This window comes from Maricaulis sp. (assembly GCF_048270265.1).
GTDB lineage: Bacteria > Pseudomonadota > Alphaproteobacteria > Caulobacterales > Maricaulaceae > Maricaulis.
The window spans coordinates 1-21,045 of sequence record NZ_JBLWTD010000035.1 but is presented as its reverse complement, the minus strand read 5'-3'; the positions used below and the strand labels follow the sequence as shown (position 1 = coordinate 21,045).

Below are 21,045 nucleotides of genomic sequence, written 5' to 3'. Positions count from 1 at the left end.
AGTACTCCGTCCCTACTAACCCGGCTGGGTTTAATCATGGATAGTTGAGCGAACAGACCCGGGCATTTTCTAGAGTGCGCCAAAACGCCCGGGCTGCGAAGCTCGCTAGCTACGACGCCGACAAATGATCGGTATCGCTGTTCAAGGTGTGGGGTGCGAACCACTTGTAGACCGCTGGCAACACCAACAGGGTCAGCACGGTCGACGTCACCAAGCCTCCGATCACCACGGCAGCAAGTGGCCGCTGCACCTCTGAACCGATACCGGACGCGAACATGAGTGGCATGAGCCCGAGGCCTGTCGTGGTCGCGGTCATCAGCACGGGTTGAACACGGCGCACGGCGGCCTCGACCGAGAACACATCAATGTCCAGCCGTTCCTTGGCGAGACGGTCCAGGAATGAGACTAGAACCATGCCATTGCCGAGGGCGATGCCGAACAGAGCGATGAACCCTACAGTCGCGGGTACCGACAAATTCTGACCCGTGAGCCAGAGAGCCGCGATGCCGCCGACCAGTGCCAGTGGCACGTTCGCCATGATCAGAAGCGCACTTTTCAACCGGCCAAAGCTGAACAGCAGCAGCAGGAAGACGACCCCGAGTGTGATCGGGATCACAACCGCGAAACGGGCATTCGCTTGTTGCTGAAGCTCGAACTGTCCGCCCCACTCGATGAAGTATCCTGGCGGAAGCTCGATATTGGCAGCCACGGCCCGTTGGCCGTCTTCAACGAAGGACCCGATATCACGCTCACGCACATTGGTTTGGGTGGTGATGTAGCGCTGGCCGTTTTCACGGGTGATCTGACGCGGCCCCTCGATCCGCTCCACTAACGCGACCCGGCCGAGCGGAATTGTCACATCGCCGGGGCCATTGAGGACGATCCGGCTGATCCGCTCTGCGCTCAATCGATCTTCTTCGCGATATCGCACGATGATGTCGAAACGCCGCACGCCTTCGAACACCTGGCCGGCCTGCGAGCCACCAATCGCGGTTCGCACGACAGCCAGCACATCCTCAACATTCAGGCCAAATCGGCTGATTGCGTCGCGGTCTACCGAAATCCGCAATTGCGGGGCGCCGGTGACCTGGTCGGTTTGGACGTCAGCCGCGCCCGGGACATCGCGGATCACATTCGCAATCTGTGCCGCATACTGCTCCAGGACAGCCATATCCTCACCGAACAATTTGATCGCGAGGTCTGCCTTCGTGCCCGTCAACAACTCATCGGTTGCCGCAGCAATCGGTTGCGTGAAATTGAACCGGGCAGCAGGGAACGCCTCAAAACTCTCACTCATCATCGCGAGCAATTCATCCTGGGATCGTGCCGAAACCCATTGGTCGCGAGGCGCCAGCGCCACGAAGGCTTCAGCGCTATTGACAGGGTCGGCATGAGCACCAACCTCGCCGCGGCCAATTCGGGTGACAATTCGCTCTACCTCCGGAAAGCTGGAGAGCAATTGTTGTTCGAACCGCGTGACCGTGTCTCGTGCCTCCGGCAACGAGATCGACGGCGCCATGGTGAGGCGCACCAGCAGGTCGCCCTCATTCATTCGCGGTGTGAACTCTGAACCCAATCGAGGGAAGATCGCCCCGCCCACGAGCAGCATGACACCCGCCAGCGTGAGCGCAGCCCATCGCTTGTGAACGAAAAATCGGATCAATGGTGCAAAATAGCGTTCGTAGAAATCAGGCCCGTCTGAGTTTGCCGAGCTTCGACCCAATTTGAGCCCGGCCATCGAGGCAGCCGGGGCCAGAAGAACCGCAAAAACAAGCGAGCCCGCCATCGCAAAGACCACCGCGAAGGCCAGCGGCCTGAAGGTTTTTCCTTCCACGCCTTGCAGCGTCAAAATTGGCACAAACACGATCACGACGATCAGGATTGCAAAGATAAGCGGCTGAAGAACTTCAGCACACGCCTTGGCGATGAGTGTTCGTTTGTCGGCCTTGTCATCCGTTGAACTCAAGATACGGTTGACGTTTTCCACGATGACAACGGCACCATCCACCATCATCCCGATGGCGATTGCGATTCCACCCAGCGACATAAGGTTGGCAGAGACACCGAAGGCCTGCATGGCCAGAAGTGCAAAACCGACAGAGAATGGGATGGAAGCCACGACGATGAGACTTGGTCGCCATCCCCGAAGGAAGAAGAACAAGATCGCCGCGACGAGCAGTGCGCCTTGCCACAGCGCCGTGGTCACAGTCCCAACCGCAGCCTCGACGAGTTCCGACTGGTCGTAGTAAGGCACGGCCGTGACACCGGGCGGCAGCGATTCATTGATCCGCTCCAGCCGTTCATGCACGCTCGCGATCACCTCATTGGTGTTTGCCCCGAGTAGTTTGAGCACGAGCCCGGCGACCACTTCGCCTTGCCCATTCATCGTTGCCATGCCCTGCCGGGGAGCTCCACCAAGTTCAATGGATGCGATGTCACTCACCCGGACCGGAACGCCATCTTCAACCTTGACGATGATCTCGGACAAATCATGAATGCCCTGGGCCAGGCCCACCGCCCGGACGGTGTATTGCTCGCCATTCTCAACGAGAAACTGAGCGCCTGCATTGGCATTATTGTTTTCGACGGCAGTGACGATCTCTTCAATCGCAAGCCCGTATCTCAACAGGGCCTCCGGCCTGACATTGATCTGATATTGCTGCTCGAAGCCGCCAAGGGACAAAACTTCGGTCACGCCGCGGACCGTCTGAAGGTTGAGCTTGATCTGCCAGTCTTGCAGGGTTCTCAGCTGTATGCCGTCAAGCGTCTCATCGTCGGTTTCCAGGAAATAGAAGAGAATTTGACCAAGCCCGGTCGTAATCGGACCCATGCCTGGATCGCCGAAGCCTTGCGGTATCTCTTCACGCGCTTGTTGCAGGCGCTCTCCGACGAGCTGGCGTGCCCAGTAGATATCGGCCCCGTCTTCAAAATAGATATTGACCACCGACAATCCGAAATTCGACGTCGAGCGAACTTCACGTAGACGAGGCAGGCCGTTCATTGATGTTTCGATGGGAAAGGTGACGTATCGCTCGACCTCTTCAGGCGCGAGCCCCTCGGTTTCGGTAAACACTTGAACGAGCGTCGGCGTCACATCGGGAAAGGCATCGACGGGCATCGACCGAAAGGTAATGATGCCGCCGATCAGGACGAGTGCAAAAGTGAGCGCCGCAAGAAGCCGTCCGCCCGCAATGCGGTGCAGAAGGGTCGTCAAGCCGCTGGCCGGTTGGGTTTCTTTAGTGTGCGTGTCCATCGTCGAACTCCCCTTTCTGCAATTCTGCTTTCAACGAAAATGTCCCCGTGATGGCGATCAATTCGCTGGGCGAAACACCCGACAGGATTTCGGCGAACTGTTCAGAGCGGCGGCCAAGTTGAACGCTTCTGACCTCAAAGCCGTCATCGCTGCGGACAAAAACCACGGATCGACCGTCAATGGTCTGCAAGGCCGAAACTGGCACTCGGACCACCGAAACCGCGTCGGAAGCCACTGCGAACACGGTCACGAACATGCCTGGGCGAAGCCGGTCGCCAGCGTTAGCGATTACGACGCGGGCTCTGCCGGTTCGCGTTCGCTCACCAATTTGCGGGCTTACGAAATCGATGGTGGATTCAATCGGGGCCACGCCATCACCTGGATCAATGGAAACCGCAGCACCGGCCCGTAACCGCCCCAAATCCCCACCGTAGATCGCTGCATCAACCCAGACTGAGCTGGTATTCGCGATGATGAAGGCAGGCGGTTGCCCGCCTTCTTCCAGCACTTCCCCGAGCACGGCGTGCCGCTCAATGATTGTTCCAGCGATTGGGGCCGCCAGTTCGTATCGTGTCAAAGAGAGGTTCGTCGTAGCATTCACCCGGGGCAGAGTGCTCGCGTCCACCCCAAGGGCATCAAGCTGTTGGCCTGCGCTTCTGACAACGATGCGCGCCTCTTCCAGCGCTTGCCGGGCGTTGAGAAAATCCTGCTCTGCGGAGATTTGCCGTTCCCACAGGCGTTCCTCACGTTGATAGGAACTCTCAGCGAGGTCCAATCTTGCCCGTGCTGACAGGTAGGCGGCTTTCGCGTCGGCGAGCGGGCGACTGTTCAGAATCGCGAGAATGTCGCCGGCTTCGACGCGGTCGCCCTCCGCAACACTGACGCTTTGAACCACACCGGAAACCCGAGGCGATACGTGGGCAAGATGGTTTTGGTCGAACCCGACTTCACCGGGTAGTTCCAAAACGCCATCGACGGCACCAGTTGTGACCGCTTCAACCGTAATGCCCAGGGCACTGAATTGATCTTCGCTGAGATGGACCTCAGGGTTTGCGCCACGGCCGCCCGGCTCCGCATGGTTGTCTTCAAGGTTGCCCTCATGTTGGGCGCCATCAGTGTCTGAGTGTGGCGCGGCACCGGTTGAGTGCTGATCTCTGTCTTGATTGCCCGGTGAGCACGCGGCCAAAGCAAGCATGCTGACCGTTACCGCTAGAAGATTGGTTTTGAACAGTGTCATTGTGCTGCCTCCGTGGAGTTTGGCGCGGCCAATTGGTTGAGTTGCGGCGTTCCGGCGAGCGCATCCAGTTCGATGGCGGCACTCGCGAGTTCGGCGCGTGCGGAAATCAGATTGATGCGTGCGTCAAAATAGGATCGCTGGATATCGAGCAAATTGAGTACATCAAGCGCCCCTTCCCGGTAGGCAAATTGAGCGCCCTCCAGGGCTGTTTGGGTGGCGGGCAGGATGTTCTCGTCGAGCAGGGAGAATGTGGTTCGTGCCCGTTCCAGTCGCCCCGCTGCAGCGGCGAACCGGGCCATCAGCGTGCGGCGAGAAGCGTCTTCGTCAAAACGGGCACCGTTCTCACGCGATGCCGCCGCGGCAACGCCGCCCTGATTGCGATTGAGCAGCGGGATCGGCATTTCCAACGTCGCGATGAATGCCGATTCGTCGGTGCCACCATAGCGACGCCAGCCGGCGCCAACGGTTAGATCGGGAATTGCTTCGGCCCGTTCTCGTCGAATTTCCTGGCTTCGAGCGAGGGTCACCGCTCGCAAGCTCACAAGCTCCGGATTATTGGAAATCCAGTCAGCCGGCGCTGCCGTGCGATAATTGATCACATCGAGCGATTGCAAGGGCGATTCAAGAGCGACGTCGACCGGGATACCAGACCAGATTGCGTAGAGCCGGTTGCGCGCCTGTCGTTGGGCATTCTCCGCGTCCCGAGCGGCAATGGTCGCCAAGCCTACCAGTATCTCCGCTCGACTGCGCTCGATTGGCGAGGCCCGCCCTGCCTCAACTCGGGCGAGAATGGCAGCTGATGAACTATTGGCGAGTTCCAATAATTCCAGGCGAACAGTGTAGGTCTCTGAAGCGGCAAACGTCGCAATATATGCCTGTGCGGTACTTGCCAGAAGATCGCTACGTGTCTGGGCCAGATCGGCTCGGGCCGCGTGAGCCCAGGCTGTGGTTACGTCGCGGGCTCGCGCTCGATCTCCGCCCATCGGGATAGTTTGCCTGACCGAAAGCGTCGTGTCGGCATCACCGATTGCCCGTCGATCACCACCGAAATCTTCAAAGTCAGCACTAAGTGTCGGATTATCCCACAGGCCGACCTGTCGGGCTTCAGCTTCAATCGCCCGGAGTTCGGCGTTCGCGGCTTCGATTATCGGGTTGTTGTCTAACGCAAGTCGCAGCGTTTGGGACAGGTTGATATGCGTTGCTGCAGCGTCTTGCGCTCCAGCAGATTCAATGGAGATCGCGGCAAGCATAATCGCAGCCACGGTGCTCCGACCCAGCCAAATTGGCCAGACGTCACTGATTGTATTCATAAAATTGGATTCCGATTGTTGGTTTCAGCTGGACGGGTTGTTCAGACTGAAATTCAAATCGGTGGCTGGTAGGGCGGTTCGGTCGCGGATCGCGGCGCACGGTCAGAATAGGCCGGATGGGCACCCAAGTGACGTTCGGCTGGAGGCGTAATCGCTCCAAGGCGAAGATCAACAGCATGGTGGCAGGCGCCGCAGGCATGGAGGGCATGCTGACCATGGTCGGATTGCGGCTCATCGTCCCTGTCGAGGGAAACGATTTCATGGTGGTCCAGATTTGGCGTCGCGGCCACACCCGCTTCACTCGCGAATGCCACGAGAAAGAGTGCCGCTATGATTGCCCGAAGATAGACCATATCCGCAGTTACATTGTCCCGTGGTGCGAAGCAAGCGCGGCGCCGATCATGATGCCGCCGGGCTTGGCCCTACCTGTCAGACCGTTTCGCCCCCAGCCGGTGCGGCGTTCGAATTGCGTTCCGGTCCATCATATTCCCGACGCCACACTGGTATTGGTAGAGGCCTGCGGCGACCAGGGCTGGGTTGGGGAAGCCTGCCGTGTCTAGCTTGGCAAGGGCTTGCCTCGATCCGCCACAACCATCTTCGATCCGCCCCGACAGCGGGCGAGAACTTGCGCCGCAGATGAAGCTTACTCGAACCGAAAACTGGGCTCGTCACGGGGCCCCTTCAGGATTGAAGCAATTTGATGAGTGAAACGCTCATGACTGGATCGCTCAATTTCTTGCGAAATTTTTGGACCGACCAATCAATATCGCAGGTAACCTGGCTGCTAAATCGCCCTCGTTATCGGCGACTATTTTTCAGATTATTGATTGGAAATGTGTGGACAATTTCGTCGATATTCTTGTTCGAAACGATGAATAGATGGCCACTGATGGCGTTGAATATTACCAGTGAACGTACAATGTCATCAAAAAATTAAACAAATACATCGGCATCTTTTCATCAATATCAACACTATTATTGTCGTCCACTATCACCGTATTATATTAGATGTTTGAAACAATATTACTTTACATGATTTTGGCGGCGTCAGTGTTAATTTGTTACATCAATAGAAGAAGTAATGCTATAACAAATTAATAGAATACTATTTGCACATAAGTTGATTGTGTGCATTGATTTTACCAAATACTTAGTTCAACGAGTTGTGCATGTCGTTACGTACATTCAGCAAGCAAGTTGACTGCAGGTCGGACCAACGTCGTCCCGACCGGGGTGTGTCTAGGTCAGGGCCGTGCCGTCCGGCAGTGTCCCGCAGGTTTCGCCAAGCATTTCGAACGCAAACTTCGTGCAATACCGAACCGTGTTGGAGACCTCGGCAGGGCGGACCGTCTGGATGTCTATAGCCAGATGCCGGTGGGTGGCCTGAGCGCCAGACCGGTTGGACAATGCATTCGCAAGCTTGCTACGGAACCGGCCTTCGTTTGCCTGAAATCGAAGGATTTCATCCGAGTCATCAGTCGAGAAGATGGCATGGATATGCATTGGAATCTCACGTCCAGTGGATTTGGAGCGCTTTTCGGGAACAATAAGGCAAGGGGTTGATTGCTCGCCACGTTTGTATGCGTGCTTGGAATGCACAGTCTCGTTGTAGATATGCTTCACGAGACGACAGGTCTTTCCGATGGCGTGTCCCGCAAATGCGTTGAAGCGCGAAACTCTTTCGATGCCGCCGGCAGGTGCGAGCCCTAGCGTGACCATGATCCCATGGTCTGGCCAACCCATTTCGGCAAAGTGTTCACTCGTCCAATGACAGCTTTGGAAGAGGTCCCGGTTGTAGGGCAGCTGATCCGACTGCGTGGGAAGCCATGCTCCGCAGTTGGACTGGAGGATGCCGGATTGGACCGTTGACGCATTCGTGTTGAGAATATGGGTCATGCCGGCACCCCAGCGCCGCAATGTCGGGCAGATTCAGGCGGGCGGGCGAGTATCCAGTCCTCGACCTCGTGGTCGTGCCACGCCAACCGCTTCTCAAGCAGTCGAACTGGGGCCGGGAAAGTTCCATTACGCACAGAACGGCGAATAGAGGACTTGCTCAGCGTAGTAGTGCAAGCGACGTCATTTATAGCAAGTAACATAGTAGTTCTCCGTGGTTACAGAACTACTTATGGCTACAGATGACGCATCTTCACGGTTTTCGCAAATAAATCGTAAGAAAATGCAGTTGCTTCGAAAATCGCAAGCCGCTGATAAGCTTGATCATTGCAATCAAAATTCGTGGTGCCGAAGCAATTTCGGCGACTTGCAGCGAAATGAGGGCGGTTTGTCCTATGATGACTGCATACCATCAATTCCCTGAGACAACGCCCATGACCGAACGAATACTAATCACGACCGCCGAATTCTGTGAAACCTGCCGAATCTCCCGCAGCACGTTCTACCGCCTCCGGGCCAGCGACGCCGATTTTCCACAATGTGTTGAATATGGGGTCCGGTCCGTCCGGTACCGCCTAGTTGATGTCAACGGGTATATTGAATCGAAATTGCGTCCCGTCGCCGCTTAGTCAGGTGGCCTATGCCTGATGTCCGGCGACTTCGGGCGCGGACTGCTTAGTGCAGTATTCATCATGCAGGGCATCCAGCTTGTCGGCGTACCACTGCATCATCTCGGTTCGATCCCGAAGGTAATCGGCCGCATTGTAGGCGGCTCGGACTGAGTTGCCTTCGACGTGTGCCAACTGGGCTTCAATCCAATCTGGTGCGAAATGGGCGTTGTTGAGTATGGTGGATGCCGTTGTTCTGAATCCGTGTGATGTATGGCGGTCCTTATAGCCAAGTCTCCAAAGGGCTTGGTTTAGCGTGTTCTCGCAGAGCGGCACTTCCTTGAAGGCTGATCGGAACACCCATGGTGATTCAGGGTTCAGCAGCTTGAGCTTTTCAATCAATATCAATGCCTGTCGCGAGAGTGGGACCACGTGGGGTCGCTTCTTCTTCATACGGTCCGCGGGAAGCGCCCACCGGGCATTCTGAAGGTCGATCTCTTCCCATCTTGCAAATCGCAATTCCCCGGGCCGCAGAAATGTCAAAGCGCACATTTCAAGTCCGTAGCGTGTCACGGCCTGTCCCGAGTATCGCCTACAGTCGAAGATCAATTGACCGACCTCATCTGGTGCGGTGATCCCCGGGTGGTGTTCTGGACCATTCGTCGGAATGGCCTTCGGAATCTCTACCGCGACATTATTTTCGACCCTGCCGGTCGCGACAGCGTAGTTCAATACGTCAATAATGAACCGGGCAGTCCGCCGCGCCTTGTCGAAAGTCTGCTTGCGGGTGTGGACTTCGACGGCCAAGTGGGCGCTTCGGGCGGTTATCTTGGCAACTGGCGTCTTCCGAAATTCGGCGCCGGTCGCCTCGAGCGTCCAGCGGTATTTTGAAACAGTCGGTGGCTTCCGGCCATCGAGGATGCGTTTGTCAATGAACTCATTCGCGACAACCTCGAACGAGGAATGCTGTGTCTCTTCTGCCTGCCGCTTGCGTTCACGCTTCAGCGCCGCCGGGTCATCGCCGTTCGCTAGTTCCCTTTTCACTTCCTCGCGAAGTTCGCGAGCCTCTTTCAGGCTGACGGTCGGATATGGACCGAACGAGATCGTCCTTTGCTTGCCATGATATCGATAGGCCTTCTGCCAGAGTTTGCCGCCGGCCTTTGTAACGAGCAGGTACAGGCCGCCGCCATCGCGATGTTTTTTGGCAAACCCTGTTGAGGACAGGTTCTTGATCTTTAAATCGTTCAGCAGCATGCCGTCTCCGGTCTCAAAACACCAACACCAATACCAACAAAAATGTGGGATTGTGCGATGCGACATGGAGCGTCGTGGGACAAACTTCAAGCGGAATCCCAGAAAAAAATCATTTTTTCAGTGGGTTGTGGATCGGCAGGAAGTCTTCTGGGACTCTGTGACGAAAGGAAATGGTGCCGCATGGGTGACTCGAACACCCGACCTACGCATTACGAATGCGTTGCTCTACCAGCTGAGCTAATGCGGCTTACCCTGTGGCGTCCGGCCGGTTGTCTGGCAGGAGGCGGCGGAAACTAGCTTCGAACGGGCAAGCGGGCAAGCCCTTCGTCAGCGTGGCCTGCGCATGGCTTGTTTCGGCCGGATCAGGGCTTCAGGGGCGGTCGCGGCGGCAGGCTGACGCGATCCACGACGGGCCGGGCCAGCGCGTCGAAATCCGGCGCTCCCATATTCTCCACCACAAGGTCCGCCGTCTCGCGCTGGGGCTCGACATACAGTTCGTGCATCGGGCGGACGATCTGCTCGAATTGTTGTCGGGCGAAGGCCTCGGTGCGTCCGCGCTCGGCGACATCGCGCTGGATCCGCCGGCTCAGGCGGGTGGTGTCACAGGCATCGACGAAAATGCTGAGATCGAACTGGGCGGCCAGTTCCGGACTGGCGAGCAGATGCAGCCCCTCGACGATCATGACGGCAGCCGGGACGCGCGCGACCGTGGTGTCACAGCGGCAATGGGTGGTGAAATCATATTGCGGCGCCTCGACCGGCTGGCCCTGGCGCAGCGCGGCCAGATGGCTGGCCAGAAGGGCATGGTCCTTGGCGGCGGGCTCGTCGAAATTGAAGTCTGATGCCGAAAAGCCGGGCTGATTGCCGGCGTCGACATAGTAATCATCTTCCGGGATGACATAGGCGTCATGGCTGGAGAAATGATCCGCCAGGGCGTGGGCGAGGCGGGTCTTGCCCGAGGCCGAGCCGCCGACCACGGCAAGCAGGAAGGGTTTGGGCACCGTCACGCGGCCCGCCCCGAATCCTCGTCATCATCACCCACCCCGGGATCGTCCGGCGGGCGCGGGGCCTCGAAATAGGCTGGCGCGGATTTCGGAGTGCCAGCCGCACCGCGCTTGTTCGGAGCCTCCAGCAGTGCCGTTTCGGGCACGGCCTCGGCATTGCGCTCGTAACGCTCATAGCGTGGATGGATCAGCCGGCCTTCATCGCCATAGATATAGACCATCCGCTTCCAGTCATCGGCGGTATAGGGGAAGGCATGGCCGTCCGGGTCCATGTCCGACCAGTCGGCCTCGGTCGAGGCGTGGGCGGCACGGGCCATCCAGCGGCGGGCCTGCTCGTCCTCGCCCTCAAGCCGGGCTAGGCGCGCGGCCAGGGCGCACAGGCGCGAGCTGGGGGTGCCGTCAGCGATCAGCGGCGTGATCAGCGTGCGCGCCGTGGCCGCGTCATTGTCTTCCAGCGCGACATCGATCAGCACCAGCTTGCTTTCGCGATGCTCCGGCTGCAGCGCCGCCAGCCCCTTGAGACGTTCGAGGCGCTTGGCCTTGGTGTCCGACTTGCGCAGGTCGCGATAGGCTCGGGCGATGGCGGGATGGGGCGCCAGCGCCCAGCAGGCCTCAAGCACATCGGATGCCTTCTTGTATTTGCGCGCGGCGTTCAGCAGTCGCGAGGCGAGATTGGCGGCAGGCGCAAAGCCCGGCGCTGCGCGGCAGGCGGCTTCGGCCAGGTCGCGGGCGCGATCGGCGTCCGTCGCTTCACAGGCCAGTGCCGAGGCGGTCAGCAGGACGGCGCGCCGGCGTTTGGACAGGTTGGGCGCGATATGCTTCCGCCGGTCGCCCTCGCCGAGCGTCTCCAGAGCCGCATCCCAACGGCCCTGGGCCACCTGGGCATCGAACAGCGCCTCGAAGGCCCAGCGCGCGCCCTTGGCCTTGTCGAAGGCGTCGGCGGCATGTTCGGCGGTCGCTTCCAGATCGCCGCGATCATGCGCCAGCTGTGTCAGGCCGCGGCGGGCAACGACGCGGGTGCGCGGGTCCTCGAGCAGCGCTTCATAATGGGTTTCGGCGCGTTCCGGACTGCCGGCAGCCTCGGCGGCGCGGGCGGCCAGCAGGCGCGACAGGGCCGGCCGGTCGAGCAGGGCATCGGCACGGGCGGCCTGGCGGACCGCGGCTTCGCCATCACCGGCAGCCGAGGCGATCAGGGCGCGTTCGAGGGCGTCATAGCCTTGATCGCGGCGGCGGCGTGACAGGAAGGTCTTCACCTTGTCCGGCGAGGTCCACAACATGTAGATGCCCCACCACAGCACCAGCATGACGAAGGAGAAGAAGATGATCGCGCCGGCGGCGACGACGAAGGGCATCTCCATCTGCGTGCCGAGGAACTCGAAACTGGCATGACCCGGATTGAGCGCCAGGAAGGCGCCCAGCGCGGCGGTCAGCAGCGCGACGATGACGGCAATGATCAGGCGAATCATGACGGATCCTCCCCTTGGGCAGCGGCCGCATCGGTCAGGGCCTGACGCAGGGAGACCAGGCGGCGGTCGAGGTCGAGCCGGGCCTGGGCCCCGATCAGCCAGTCCCGCGCGGCCGGCAGTGCGGTCTCGTCGAGCCGCTCGGTCAGGGCCACGGCGCCTTCAAGGTCGCGCTGGGCGAGACGGTCCTCGGCAAGGGCGGTAATGGCCATCGCGCCGGTCTCGTTACTGCCCGGGCTGGCCTGGCGCACTTCGATCAGGCCGAAGAATATGCGTCCCGGTCCAGCGGCGTCGCGGATCGCATCGCCGGGATAATCGGCGGTCAGGTCTTCCAGGGTCGGCACGCCGGCGCGGGCATAGCTGGCCATCGCCTCAAGATCGGCATTGCCGCGCCACAGCCGGGCCAGGGCGGCGCGTTCGGCCTCGAAGCCTTCATGCGTGCCGGCGATATCGCGCAGGGCGCTCAGAGCCAGGGCACGGGCGGCGAGCTGGCGCGAGGCCTGGCCGGTATCGGTTGCGGGGATCGCTGCAGAGGTTGCGGCCGCCTCGGCGGTCGAACGTGCCGTTTCCGCCAGTGTGCGGGTCTCGGCGAGCGCGGTTTCAAGCTGCTCGATCCGCGTGGCGAGAATGGCGGTCTGTGGGTCAACGCCCGGCTCGCCGGGCGTGGCGGCGAGGTCCTGGGCTGTTTCCAGGGCCGCGATCCGTTCGGAGAGGTTTTGCAGCACCAGTGGATCGGTCGTGGCCTGGGCTCCCGACGTGGCGGCGTCACTGGCCTCCCGGGCGAGCGTGCCGATCGCTGCGAGTTCGGTTTCGATCGCCTCAAGCCGGGTAGTCCAGGCATCGAGTGCGGCGCTGTTATCGGAGGGTGTCGCGGTCTCGAGTGCAGCGAGACGGGCCTCGATCGCGCTCAGGTCTGGCGCAGGGCCCGCTGCGGCCGGAGCCGATTCGAGCGCGTCGAGCCGGGCCGTGATTGCGGCAACGGGTTCGGCCAGGGCCTCCTGTGCCGTCAGCGCGGGCGTGGCGCTCTCCAGTGAAGCCAGGCGCGTTTCCAGCGTGGTGATCGACTCGACCAGCGCCGCGCGTTCATGGGCTGCGCCGGTGTCGTCCGGATTTTCGGCCGGGAAATAGCGCGCGCCGGCAAGGCCGAGGCCACCGCCTGCCAATGTCGCGAGCAGAAAGAGGATAAACACTGTCGCGCCGCCGACGCCCTTGCGCCCGCCGCGTGCGTTGTCCGCTTCAGGCAAATCGCTGGCGGGTTCAAACTCGGCATCAACCGGTTCGGGATCTGGATTTGGGTTGGGATCGGCCATCTCTGCACGCGATTCAGCTAGGTTTCTGGCACCTTATGATGCGTTGCCCAGCGGCGCCAGTTCCATGGGATGAACCAGCAGATCGAGCAGGGCCTCCTCATTGGGTTGCGGCGCTGGCACCAGATCGGCAAAGCCCGCGTTTTCCAGCGGCTTCAAGGCATTGGCGCTGATGCCGTAGGCGGTGACCGATTTCAGCCAGGGCTGCAGTCCGAATTTTCGCGCCAGGTCGAGAAAGGTTTTTGCCCCGCGGGCCGAATGAATGAGAACCTGGACCTGCGCGCCGCACAAGATCGCCGCGATGGCGTCCTCGCGCAGGGCGTCGACCGCGACCGCGCCATAGCCGATCGCTTCGCGCACCCTGAAGCCCGCCGCTTTCAGCTCACCGGACAGATTGCCCGCGATCTGGATGCCGCGCACATGCAGTATGGCGCCCTGCTCCGGCTTCAGCTTGCGTTTGATGAGTGCCGCCAGATCCTTCACATCGCCATCGGCGGAAAAGACCTTGCGGAAGCCGGCCTTGCGGGCATCCGAGGCGGTGTTGCCGCCCACGGCGAAGACCGGCAGGTCGCGCTCCGGCCTCCTGGGACCCCAGGCGCGGACGCCATTGCCGCTGGTGAAGACGAGCGCCTGGACGTCGGTGAGGTCAACATCGATGCGGGCGCGGAAATTGATATCAAGCACCGGCGCGATGATCGGGTCGATGCCGCGCTCGCGCAGCCCCTTTGCGGTGCGTTCAGCGCCGGGCCAGCCACGTGTGACCAGAACCGTCATGCGCCGGCAAGAACGGCCGCGAGGTTGTCGCCGGCCGCATCCCTGACCGTCTGGCCCAATGTCTGGCCTGCGGCGATTGCGCTGTTTCTGGTGGCTGTCTTCATGTCGAATCGCATCTGTTCCCGCCAACGGAGCTGGCCATCAGGAGTCAAAACTTCGCCGGTGAAGTCCATTGATTCGATATGCACATGGGCTGCGATGGGGGTGCGGCAGGAGCCATCAAGCCTTGCCAGGAAGGCGCGTTCGGCCAGCACTGCCAGCTCGGTTGCGGGGTGGTTGAGTGCCATCAACAGTTCGCGTGCGCGGTCATCATCATTGCGAATCGCCACGCCGACAGCGCCCTGGGCCGCGGCCGGGAGCATTTCCGACAGGGCCAGCGGTTCAGCCTTGGCCTCGTCGCGGCCGAGCCGGTTGAGTCCGGCGCGGGCGAGGAAAGTGGCATAGACCTCACCCGATGCCAGCCGCCCGAGACGGGTATCGACATTGCCGCGCAGCACCACGACTTTCAGGTCGGGCCGCTTGTACAGGGCCTGGGCCTGGCGCCGCAGGCTGGCGGTGCCGATCACCACGCCTTCTGGCAGGTCGGCCAGACGCGTCTCGCCGCCGCGCGCCAGCAGCATGTCGCGCGGATCCTCGCGCTCAAGAATGGCGCCGAGCACAAGCCCGTCGGGCAATTCGGTCTGGACATCCTTCATCGAGTGCACGGCAAAGGCGGCGCGGCGCTCGAACAGCGCCTCGTCGATTTCCTTGGTGAACAGGCCCTTGCCGCCGGCCTCGATCAGGGCGCGGTCCTGGATCTGGTCCCCAGTGCTGACCAGGCCGAGAATCGGAAACACGATATCGCGCTGCTCATCCTCGATGCCATGCAGGCGAGCGAGCCTGGCCTGGACATCGCGGGCCTGGACAAGAGCGAGCGGCGAGCGCCGGGTGGCGATGGGCATGGGTTTGGACGGTAGCGGCACGTTGCGGGATCCCGGCGGTAAGGTTATCGAACAGACATGGACTTAGCCTCGCCATCCCCTTTAGCGCAAGACGGCACACTGACCGTGCTCGGGCTCGAATCGAGCTGTGACGAGACCGCAGCGGCGGTGCTGCGCCGATCGGCCACAGGTGAGATCGAGGTTCTCTCCGATCTCATCCTGGCCCAGACCGAGGCCCACGCCCCCTTTGGCGGCGTCGTGCCGGAGATTGCCGCGCGGGCGCATGCGGAAGCCATGTCAGGGCTGGCGGAGCAGGCCTTGCAGCAGGCCGGGCTCACCCTGGCCGAAATTGACGGTATTGCCGCCACCTCCGGACCGGGCCTGATCGGCGGGGTTATGGCGGCGCTGATGACGGCCAAGGGGCTGGCGCTGGGATCGGGCAAGCCCTTGATTGCGGTCAATCATCTCGAGGGGCATGCGCTGTCGCCGCGGCTGAGCGAGCAGCTGGATTTTCCCTATCTGCTCCTGCTCGTCTCCGGCGGGCATACGCAATTGATTTGTGTGGAAGATTTCGGGATTTACCGGCGTCTGGGATCGACCCTGGATGATGCCGCCGGCGAGGCGTTCGACAAGACCGCCAAGGTGATGGGGCTCGGTTTTCCCGGTGGGCCGGCGCTGGAGCGCTGTGCGGCCACGGGCAATGCGAAACGCTTTGACCTGCCCAACCCGCTAAAGGGCCGTCCCGGTTGTGATTTTTCCTTTGCCGGGCTGAAAACGGCGGCGCGTCAGATCTGGGACGGGTTCGAAAATCCGGGCGACCAGGAGCGCGCCGACCTGGCTGCATCAGTGCAAACGGCCATTGCGCGCACCCTGGCCACGAGGTCACGCCGGGCGATGCGCGAGTTTGCCTCTGATCATCCGCTGGTGGGGCGTCCATTGCCCTTTGTTGTCGCCGGGGGTGTCGCTGCCAATCAGACCGTGCGCACCATGCTTGAGACAGCGGCGCGCGAGGAAGGTTTCCGGCTGATCGCGCCGCCAATGCGCTGGTGCACCGACAATGCGGCGATGATCGCGCTGGCCGGTCTGGAGCATCTGGTGCGCGGCGAGACGGACGGGCTCGATGCGCCGGCGCGGGCGCGCTGGCCTTTGGACGCGGTCTCGGCCAGATTGGATCCCGTGATCGGTTCGGGACGAAAAGGACCAAAGGCGTGACAGATTTTCAGACGATTGGCGTGATCGGGGCCGGTGCCTGGGGCACGGCGCTGGCGCAGACGGCGGCCAAGGCCGGCCGCGATGTATTGATCTGGTCCTTCGAGCAGGACGTCGCCGATGTGATCAACAACAAGCACGAGAACACGATCTTCCTGCCCGATGTGGCGCTGGAGCCGAATATCGAGGCCGTGACGGCGATGGCTGATCTCGATGTCTGCGATGCGGTTCTGGCGGTGGCGCCGGCGCAGCATTTGCGCGGCACGCTGGAAAAATTCGCCCCCTTCGCCAGGCGCGGCCTGCCGATCATCCTGTGCGCCAAGGGTATCGAGCAATCGAGCCTGTCGATGATGACCCAGGTGCTGGGCGAGACCATCCCCTCCGCCATCCCGGCGGTGCTGTCGGGGCCGAGCTTTGCCATTGATACCGCGCAGGGCCTGCCCACAGCGGTGACCCTGGCCTGCAAGGATGAGGCGATCGGCACCGCCCTGATCGAGGCGCTCGGCACGCCGCGCTTCCGGCCCTATCTGGCGACTGATCTGATCGGCGCGGAAATCGGCGGCGCGGTGAAGAATGTGCTGGCGATCGGCTGCGGCATTGTCGAGGGACGCGGCCTGGGCAAATCAGCCCATGCGGCGCTGATTGCGCGCGGTTTCGCCGAGATGACACGGCTGGCCCTGGCGCTCGGCGCCAGGCGTGAAACCCTGGCCGGCCTGTGCGGGCTGGGCGATCTGGTGCTGACCTGTTCCTCGCCGCAATCGCGCAATATGTCCTGCGGTCTGGCGCTGGGGCGCGGCGTGCATCTGGACGATATTCTCGGCAGCCGCCGCTCGGTCACCGAAGGCGTGGCCAGCGCGCCGGCCGTCGTTGCGCTGGCGAAACGACAGGGTGTCGAGATGCCGATCTGCGAAGCCGTCGACGATATTCTCGCCGGCCGCACCAGCGTCGAGGACGCCATCGAAGCCCTGCTCGCCCGCCCCTTCACGCTGGAATCCGCCTGATGCTTTTCATGGTCCACGCCACCGACAAGCCCGGCGCCCTCGATATCCGCCTCGCCAACCGTCCGGCCCATCTCGACTGGCTCACCGCCGCCGGCAGCGCCATCAAGGCTGCCGGCCCCTGGCTCGGCAGTGACGACAAGCCCGCCGGCTCGCTCCTGATCGTCGAGATGGAGAGCCGCGCCGCGCTCGACGCCTGGCTGGCCAAGGATCCCTATGCCATCGCCGGCTTGTTCCAGTCGGTCGAGGCCGCGCCCTATAAATGGGTGTTCAACCCGCCGGCCGGCCTCAATCCATGACCAGCTTGCCCAAAGCGGGAACGGTGCTTGGCCACCTCGACGACCTGCCCGACCCCGGCGCCCGCGCCTCCACCTGGAATGACGGCGCCGTCATCCTCGTCCGCCGCGGCCAGGCCGTCACCGCCTTCCTCAACACCTGCCCCCACGCCCAGCGCCCGCTCCACCTGCCCGGCGGCAAGGTGATGCTGCATGAGGGTCAGTTTATCGTCTGCCCGGTGCACGGGGCGAGCTTTGGCGCGACGGACGGGGTTTGTGTCGGTGGCCCGGCTGCGGGCTATGGGCTGACGGGGGTTGGGGTTGAGGTTGTTGGGGGTGAGGTGCGGGCGGTTTAGGGCTGGTCGCCGTGTGACTCTAAATCATTCAAATTCAATCCATTAATTGCTGTCATCCCGGACGGATGCCCCGCACAGGCGGGGCGTAGATCCGGGACCTACCCGTGAGACCAGCTGGAATGGCGGGTAGGTCCCGGATCTCCACCCGGATCGCTTCGCGTCCGGGCATCCGTCCGGGATGACACGAGCTGGTTTGGTTGTGTGTGAGGGAGTGCCCGCCCGCGCTGGGCAGAACTCCCCCTGAAACCCTTGCCAAGCAGGGCGCCAGAGAGGAGTTGAGCGGTCAAGGGCGCGTCGCGCCGCTTCGCGGGTTTCCCCTTGACCGCTCAACTCCTCTCTGGCCGGATGCAGGCATGGTTTTCAGGGCGGGTTGTGGCCCGGCGGGGCCAATCTGTTTGAAATCTACAATCCCATCCCTCGAGACATGGTCCGGTTTGAAAAACCGGTGCGTGTCCCGTTTGCGGCGGGGCTTCCTCGCCTAACCGTCAAGGCCGCAGACCCGAAGCGCGACATTTTCCATCGGGAGCACCCAACGCCGCACATGGTCGCTCACGGTCTGGCCGGGGCCCATGCCGCCGAGCGTGTAGACGGTGTTTTCGCCTTCCAGAACGGCGCCGCGAACATCCATGAAACCGCCTTGTGGCTGCGCGTTACCGACGGCCAGAAAATTGCTGCTTTCGGCCCTGCTGGGCACTCGGCACCAGTCTGGCGTCTCGCTCCATGAAACAAAGAAGGCCAGGACGTGATCGCCCCTCGGCTCGACGGCTTCGCCGTCATAGCCAATCCCGTTGTAATTATACGCATTGCCGGAGCCGCCGAAGAAGCTGTAGCCGCCCAGCGGCGCCGGGTGCGCAACCGCGACGCCGCGATAGAATGGGCCGGCTCCAAGCTGGCCAAAGGCTTGCCATTCGATCTCTGCCGGGCCGGCCATCACCTGTCCGCCCCAGCAGTCACCATGAGCCCCGAAACTGCGCCGTCCGCCCTCCCGCGCCGGCGGGATCACCGCCGTGCCGCCGCACAACATCAAGCGGCCATTCTCATCCATCGCCCCGGCATGTCCGAACACCGGCGCGCCGGGAAAGGGCGTCGCCTCGAACCAACGATCCTCTTCCACGTCATAGACCTGGACGAGATCGGTATTGTCCGTGTCGTGCCAGCCGCTGACCAGATAGATGTAGCGATCCTCGAATGGCAGCGCGATGGTGTCGTCGACGGGGACGGGCATGTCGGTGATGTGGGTGTAGGTTTCGCTGGCGGGGTCGAAGCGCCAGACTTCCGGTGTTGAGGCCTCACTGCCGTCCTCGGCGACGGTGTAGCCGCCGAAGATGTAGATCTGGCCGCCCAGCGTGACGGCGACCGAGGCAAGGCGGCCAATGCCGTCGGGCAGGCCGGCGATTTCGCGGCAGGTTCGGGCGTCGAGATCGCAGGCATAGGCATCCGCCGTGACGTCGCGCCAGGTCTTGCCTTCGTGCAGGCCGGCGAAGGAATAGGCCATCATGCGACCGTCCAGTTCGAGGCCGGCGACGGCGTTATTGGTCACCGGCTCGGGCAGGTGGGCCCAGGCCTCCGGTTCGCGGTTTTCGGCCAGGCCACAGGCGCTGAGCCAGGCGACGCTGAGGAGCGGGATCAATCGGATGGCAGAGCGTGTCATGCCGGCGAGGCTACTGCCAGCTACGCAGGCGTGCCAGCGAAAACCGGACTCAAAAAGCCTCACACGTCCTCGGGGTCATCGGAGAGGAGGGTTCCCGGATCAATGCCGCGTTTCTCGGCGCTGGCGCGGACGGCCTTGCGCAGGGCTTCGCTGCCATCGAGCAGCTGCCGGAAGCGTTCCTCGTCGAGGGTGAGCAGGGTCGAAGGGGCGATGGCGCGGGCTTCGGCGCGCCGGGGCTTTTGCATCAGGATGGCCATCTGCCCGAACATCTCGCCGCCGCCAAGGCGCCAGCTCTGGCCGGCGCTCTGCAGTTCGACGGCGCCGGAGGCGATAAAGAACACGCTCTTCACCACGCTGGTCTTGCGGATGATCACTTCGCCGGCATTGGCATAACGGGTGCGCAGGGCTCCGCCCAGGCGTTTGAGCGCGGCTTCGTCGAGGTCTGCGAAGAGCGGGAATTGTCCGACCAGTTCGGCGCGCTGGGGTGCGATCAACAGGCGCGGGCGCTGTTCCGCCGCGGCGCGGCGATCACCGAGCGCTTTCATCAGGTCGGTGAAAACCTCCGAACCGATCAGCCCGTCTTCCAGCATTGTGGTGTATTCGCGCTCTTCCAGCCGCAGGGCCGTGCGCCGGATGAAGCGCCGTTCCAGCTGGTCGGCATAGCCGGGATATTGCAGGCGCAGGCCTTCCAGTGCCGTCTCCACCGCCTCGATGCGGCGCGAGAGCAGATCGTGCAGCACATCGGCGACCTGCCGCCCGTGGATCCGGCGGATACGGCCATGGATGAAGACATTGAGATCGCGCAGGATCAGGCGCTGGGACAGCAGGAATTCGAACCGGTCGGCCGTCATGCGGGCCAGCGGGCCGGACAGGTGCAGCCGGCTGTGCAGCCAGACGGCGGCCCGGAAAGCCCGGCCATAGGCAACGCTGCGGCGGGCCGCGAGCTGGTAGCCCCGGCGGCCCTGGGACTGGGCGCCCTCGATCAGGCGGTCGGCATCCGACAGGACCTGGTCGGCCATCCGCGCCGAGATCGTCCGTTCGCGCATCCGGGCCAGGATGGTGTCGCGTTCATGCCCGGCCAGTGCGACCAGGCCGAGCGTGACGCGGTCACGCTCGAGAATGTCGACGCTCTCCTCAGCCGTCTTGACCGCCTTGTCGAGCCGCTTGCCGAAACGTTTGGCCTCGGAGCGGACGATATCGCGGCTCAGCTCGTAATTCTCGCTGGTCCGCGCCACATCTTCGCGCACGGTCTGGAGCGCAACGGCGACGACCTGGCGTGACAGGGCCTGGTCCATCGGTGACAACCGGTCGAGGCCGAGCCAGCCGATCACCGTGCGCAGGGTCGCGCCCTGCACGATCAGGGTGAACAGGGTGAAGCCGGTGGCGAGGATACCGACGACCCGCTTGATCTCGCCCGGAACACTGACGCTCTCGGTGACGGCCAGCGCCAGCGCCAGCGTGACGGCGCCACGCAGGCCGCCCCAGAGGATTGCGACCCGATAGGGGCCATCGACGGCCGGTGAGACACGCATG

General features: G+C 62.3%; 19 protein-coding genes and 1 tRNA gene. 6 read left to right on the top strand and 14 right to left on the bottom strand.

Annotated features, from left to right (window positions below; translation table 11 throughout):
* Positions 1 to 109 precede the first annotated feature (109 nt).
* From ACN0YF_RS13855 to ACN0YF_RS13845, 3 genes are read right to left on the bottom strand one after another with little or no spacing between them, the layout of a single operon-like run.
* Positions 110 to 3,253, bottom strand: a complete 3,144-nt coding sequence (locus tag ACN0YF_RS13855; protein WP_417467813.1) for an efflux RND transporter permease subunit — start codon at positions 3,251 to 3,253, stop codon at positions 110 to 112.
* Entirely contained in the window at positions 3,237 to 4,490 is a 1,254-nt protein-coding gene (locus tag ACN0YF_RS13850) for an efflux RND transporter periplasmic adaptor subunit (RefSeq protein WP_417467811.1), read from the bottom strand. Before ACN0YF_RS13850 ends, ACN0YF_RS13855 begins: the two co-directional genes overlap by 17 nt.
* A complete protein-coding gene (locus ACN0YF_RS13845; RefSeq protein ID WP_417494848.1) occupies positions 4,487 to 5,800 on the bottom strand; it encodes a TolC family protein in 1,314 nt (437 codons plus the stop codon). Before ACN0YF_RS13845 ends, ACN0YF_RS13850 begins: the two co-directional genes overlap by 4 nt.
* A gap of 116 nt (positions 5,801 to 5,916) precedes the next feature.
* On the opposite strand from ACN0YF_RS13845, the gene ACN0YF_RS13840 reads away from it, so the two are divergent.
* Positions 5,917 to 6,360, top strand: coding sequence for a hypothetical protein (locus tag ACN0YF_RS13840; protein WP_417467807.1), 444 nt, complete (start codon positions 5,917 to 5,919; stop codon positions 6,358 to 6,360).
* 679 nt (positions 6,361 to 7,039) lie between these two features.
* Here the strand turns inward: ACN0YF_RS13840 and ACN0YF_RS13835 are convergent.
* Both ACN0YF_RS13835 and ACN0YF_RS13830 read right to left on the bottom strand, forming a co-directional pair.
* Positions 7,040 to 7,696 carry a hypothetical protein gene (locus ACN0YF_RS13835; protein WP_417467806.1) on the bottom strand — a complete coding sequence of 219 codons (657 nt, stop codon included), beginning with the start codon at positions 7,694 to 7,696 and terminating at the stop codon, positions 7,040 to 7,042.
* Positions 7,693 to 7,896: a helix-turn-helix transcriptional regulator gene (locus tag ACN0YF_RS13830; protein ID WP_417494847.1), complete on the bottom strand. Its 204-nt coding sequence runs from the start codon at positions 7,894 to 7,896 to the stop codon at positions 7,693 to 7,695. Before ACN0YF_RS13830 ends, ACN0YF_RS13835 begins: the two co-directional genes overlap by 4 nt.
* 174 nt (positions 7,897 to 8,070) lie before the next feature.
* Between ACN0YF_RS13830 and ACN0YF_RS13825 the strand changes: the two genes are divergently transcribed.
* Positions 8,071 to 8,322, top strand: a complete 252-nt coding sequence (locus tag ACN0YF_RS13825) for a helix-turn-helix transcriptional regulator (protein WP_417468417.1) — start codon at positions 8,071 to 8,073, stop codon at positions 8,320 to 8,322.
* 9 nt (positions 8,323 to 8,331) lie between these two features.
* Here the strand turns inward: ACN0YF_RS13825 and ACN0YF_RS13820 are convergent, their stop codons facing one another.
* The 7 genes from ACN0YF_RS13820 to hemC all read right to left on the bottom strand — a co-directional run bounded on the left by ACN0YF_RS13820 (position 8,332) and on the right by hemC (position 15,044).
* Entirely contained in the window at positions 8,332 to 9,555 is a 1,224-nt protein-coding gene (locus ACN0YF_RS13820) for a tyrosine-type recombinase/integrase (protein ID WP_417467802.1), read from the bottom strand.
* Between the two features lie 171 nt (positions 9,556 to 9,726).
* Positions 9,727 to 9,802: transfer RNA gene (locus tag ACN0YF_RS13815), tRNA-Thr, on the bottom strand.
* Positions 9,803 to 9,917: 115 nt separating this feature from the next.
* On the bottom strand, positions 9,918 to 10,562 hold the full coding sequence (udk, locus tag ACN0YF_RS13810; protein ID WP_417494846.1) for a uridine kinase: 645 nt from the start codon (positions 10,560 to 10,562) through the stop codon (positions 9,918 to 9,920).
* Positions 10,559 to 12,025 carry a heme biosynthesis protein HemY gene (locus ACN0YF_RS13805; protein WP_417494845.1) on the bottom strand — a complete coding sequence of 489 codons (1,467 nt, stop codon included), beginning with the start codon at positions 12,023 to 12,025 and terminating at the stop codon, positions 10,559 to 10,561. Before ACN0YF_RS13805 ends, udk begins: the two co-directional genes overlap by 4 nt.
* Complete coding sequence (locus tag ACN0YF_RS13800) at positions 12,022 to 13,332, bottom strand: hypothetical protein (RefSeq protein WP_417494844.1); 1,311 nt, start codon at positions 13,330 to 13,332, stop codon at positions 12,022 to 12,024. Before ACN0YF_RS13800 ends, ACN0YF_RS13805 begins: the two co-directional genes overlap by 4 nt.
* Before the next feature lie 33 nt (positions 13,333 to 13,365).
* The gene (locus ACN0YF_RS13795) at positions 13,366 to 14,103 is read right to left on the bottom strand and encodes a uroporphyrinogen-III synthase (RefSeq protein ID WP_417494843.1); all 738 of its coding nucleotides are present in this window, start codon (positions 14,101 to 14,103) and stop codon (positions 13,366 to 13,368) included.
* A complete protein-coding gene (hemC, locus tag ACN0YF_RS13790) occupies positions 14,100 to 15,044 on the bottom strand; it encodes a hydroxymethylbilane synthase (RefSeq protein ID WP_417494842.1) in 945 nt (314 codons plus the stop codon). The genes ACN0YF_RS13795 and hemC overlap by 4 nt, the downstream gene beginning before the upstream one ends.
* A 57-nt stretch (positions 15,045 to 15,101) precedes the next feature.
* Between hemC and tsaD the strand changes: the two genes are divergently transcribed.
* The 4 genes from tsaD to ACN0YF_RS13770 are packed head-to-tail and all read left to right on the top strand — an operon-like array spanning position 15,102 to position 17,861.
* The gene (gene tsaD, locus ACN0YF_RS13785; RefSeq protein WP_417494841.1) at positions 15,102 to 16,235 is read left to right on the top strand and encodes a tRNA (adenosine(37)-N6)-threonylcarbamoyltransferase complex transferase subunit TsaD; all 1,134 of its coding nucleotides are present in this window, start codon (positions 15,102 to 15,104) and stop codon (positions 16,233 to 16,235) included.
* On the top strand, positions 16,232 to 17,233 hold the full coding sequence (locus ACN0YF_RS13780) for an NAD(P)H-dependent glycerol-3-phosphate dehydrogenase (RefSeq protein WP_417494840.1): 1,002 nt from the start codon (positions 16,232 to 16,234) through the stop codon (positions 17,231 to 17,233). The genes tsaD and ACN0YF_RS13780 overlap by 4 nt, the downstream gene beginning before the upstream one ends.
* Positions 17,233 to 17,529, top strand: a complete 297-nt coding sequence (locus ACN0YF_RS13775) for a YciI family protein (protein ID WP_417494839.1) — start codon at positions 17,233 to 17,235, stop codon at positions 17,527 to 17,529. The genes ACN0YF_RS13780 and ACN0YF_RS13775 overlap by 1 nt, the downstream gene beginning before the upstream one ends.
* Entirely contained in the window at positions 17,526 to 17,861 is a 336-nt protein-coding gene (locus tag ACN0YF_RS13770; protein ID WP_417494838.1) for a Rieske (2Fe-2S) protein, read from the top strand. Before ACN0YF_RS13775 ends, ACN0YF_RS13770 begins: the two co-directional genes overlap by 4 nt.
* Before the next feature lie 478 nt (positions 17,862 to 18,339).
* Here the strand turns inward: ACN0YF_RS13770 and ACN0YF_RS13765 are convergent, their stop codons facing one another.
* Entirely contained in the window at positions 18,340 to 19,512 is a 1,173-nt protein-coding gene (locus ACN0YF_RS13765) for a Kelch repeat-containing protein (protein ID WP_417494837.1), read from the bottom strand.
* A gap of 59 nt (positions 19,513 to 19,571) precedes the next feature.
* Positions 19,572 to 21,045, bottom strand: a 1,474-nt coding sequence (locus ACN0YF_RS13760) for a cyclic nucleotide-binding domain-containing protein (RefSeq protein ID WP_417494836.1), incomplete at its 5' end; no start/stop codon positions are given.

Coding starts and splice junctions, on each gene's coding strand:
- ACN0YF_RS13855 (WP_417467813.1), bottom strand. CDS start 3,253: ATGGACACGCACACTAAAGAAACCCAACCGGCCAGCGGCTTGACGACC.
- ACN0YF_RS13850 (WP_417467811.1), bottom strand. CDS start 4,490: ATGACACTGTTCAAAACCAATCTTCTAGCGGTAACGGTCAGCATGCTT.
- ACN0YF_RS13845 (WP_417494848.1), bottom strand. CDS start 5,800: ATGAATACAATCAGTGACGTCTGGCCAATTTGGCTGGGTCGGAGCACC.
- ACN0YF_RS13840 (WP_417467807.1), top strand. CDS start 5,917: ATGGGCACCCAAGTGACGTTCGGCTGGAGGCGTAATCGCTCCAAGGCG.
- ACN0YF_RS13835 (WP_417467806.1), bottom strand. CDS start 7,696: ATGACCCATATTCTCAACACGAATGCGTCAACGGTCCAATCCGGCATC.
- ACN0YF_RS13830 (WP_417494847.1), bottom strand. CDS start 7,896: ATGTTACTTGCTATAAATGACGTCGCTTGCACTACTACGCTGAGCAAG.
- ACN0YF_RS13825 (WP_417468417.1), top strand. CDS start 8,071: ATGAGGGCGGTTTGTCCTATGATGACTGCATACCATCAATTCCCTGAG.
- ACN0YF_RS13820 (WP_417467802.1), bottom strand. CDS start 9,555: ATGCTGCTGAACGATTTAAAGATCAAGAACCTGTCCTCAACAGGGTTT.
- ACN0YF_RS13805 (WP_417494845.1), bottom strand. CDS start 12,025: ATGATTCGCCTGATCATTGCCGTCATCGTCGCGCTGCTGACCGCCGCG.
- ACN0YF_RS13800 (WP_417494844.1), bottom strand. CDS start 13,332: ATGGCCGATCCCAACCCAAATCCAGATCCCGAACCGGTTGATGCCGAG.
- ACN0YF_RS13795 (WP_417494843.1), bottom strand. CDS start 14,103: ATGACGGTTCTGGTCACACGTGGCTGGCCCGGCGCTGAACGCACCGCA.
- hemC (WP_417494842.1), bottom strand. CDS start 15,044: ATGCCCATCGCCACCCGGCGCTCGCCGCTCGCTCTTGTCCAGGCCCGC.
- tsaD (WP_417494841.1), top strand. CDS start 15,102: ATGGACTTAGCCTCGCCATCCCCTTTAGCGCAAGACGGCACACTGACC.
- ACN0YF_RS13775 (WP_417494839.1), top strand. CDS start 17,233: ATGCTTTTCATGGTCCACGCCACCGACAAGCCCGGCGCCCTCGATATC.
- ACN0YF_RS13770 (WP_417494838.1), top strand. CDS start 17,526: ATGACCAGCTTGCCCAAAGCGGGAACGGTGCTTGGCCACCTCGACGAC.
- ACN0YF_RS13765 (WP_417494837.1), bottom strand. CDS start 19,512: ATGACACGCTCTGCCATCCGATTGATCCCGCTCCTCAGCGTCGCCTGG.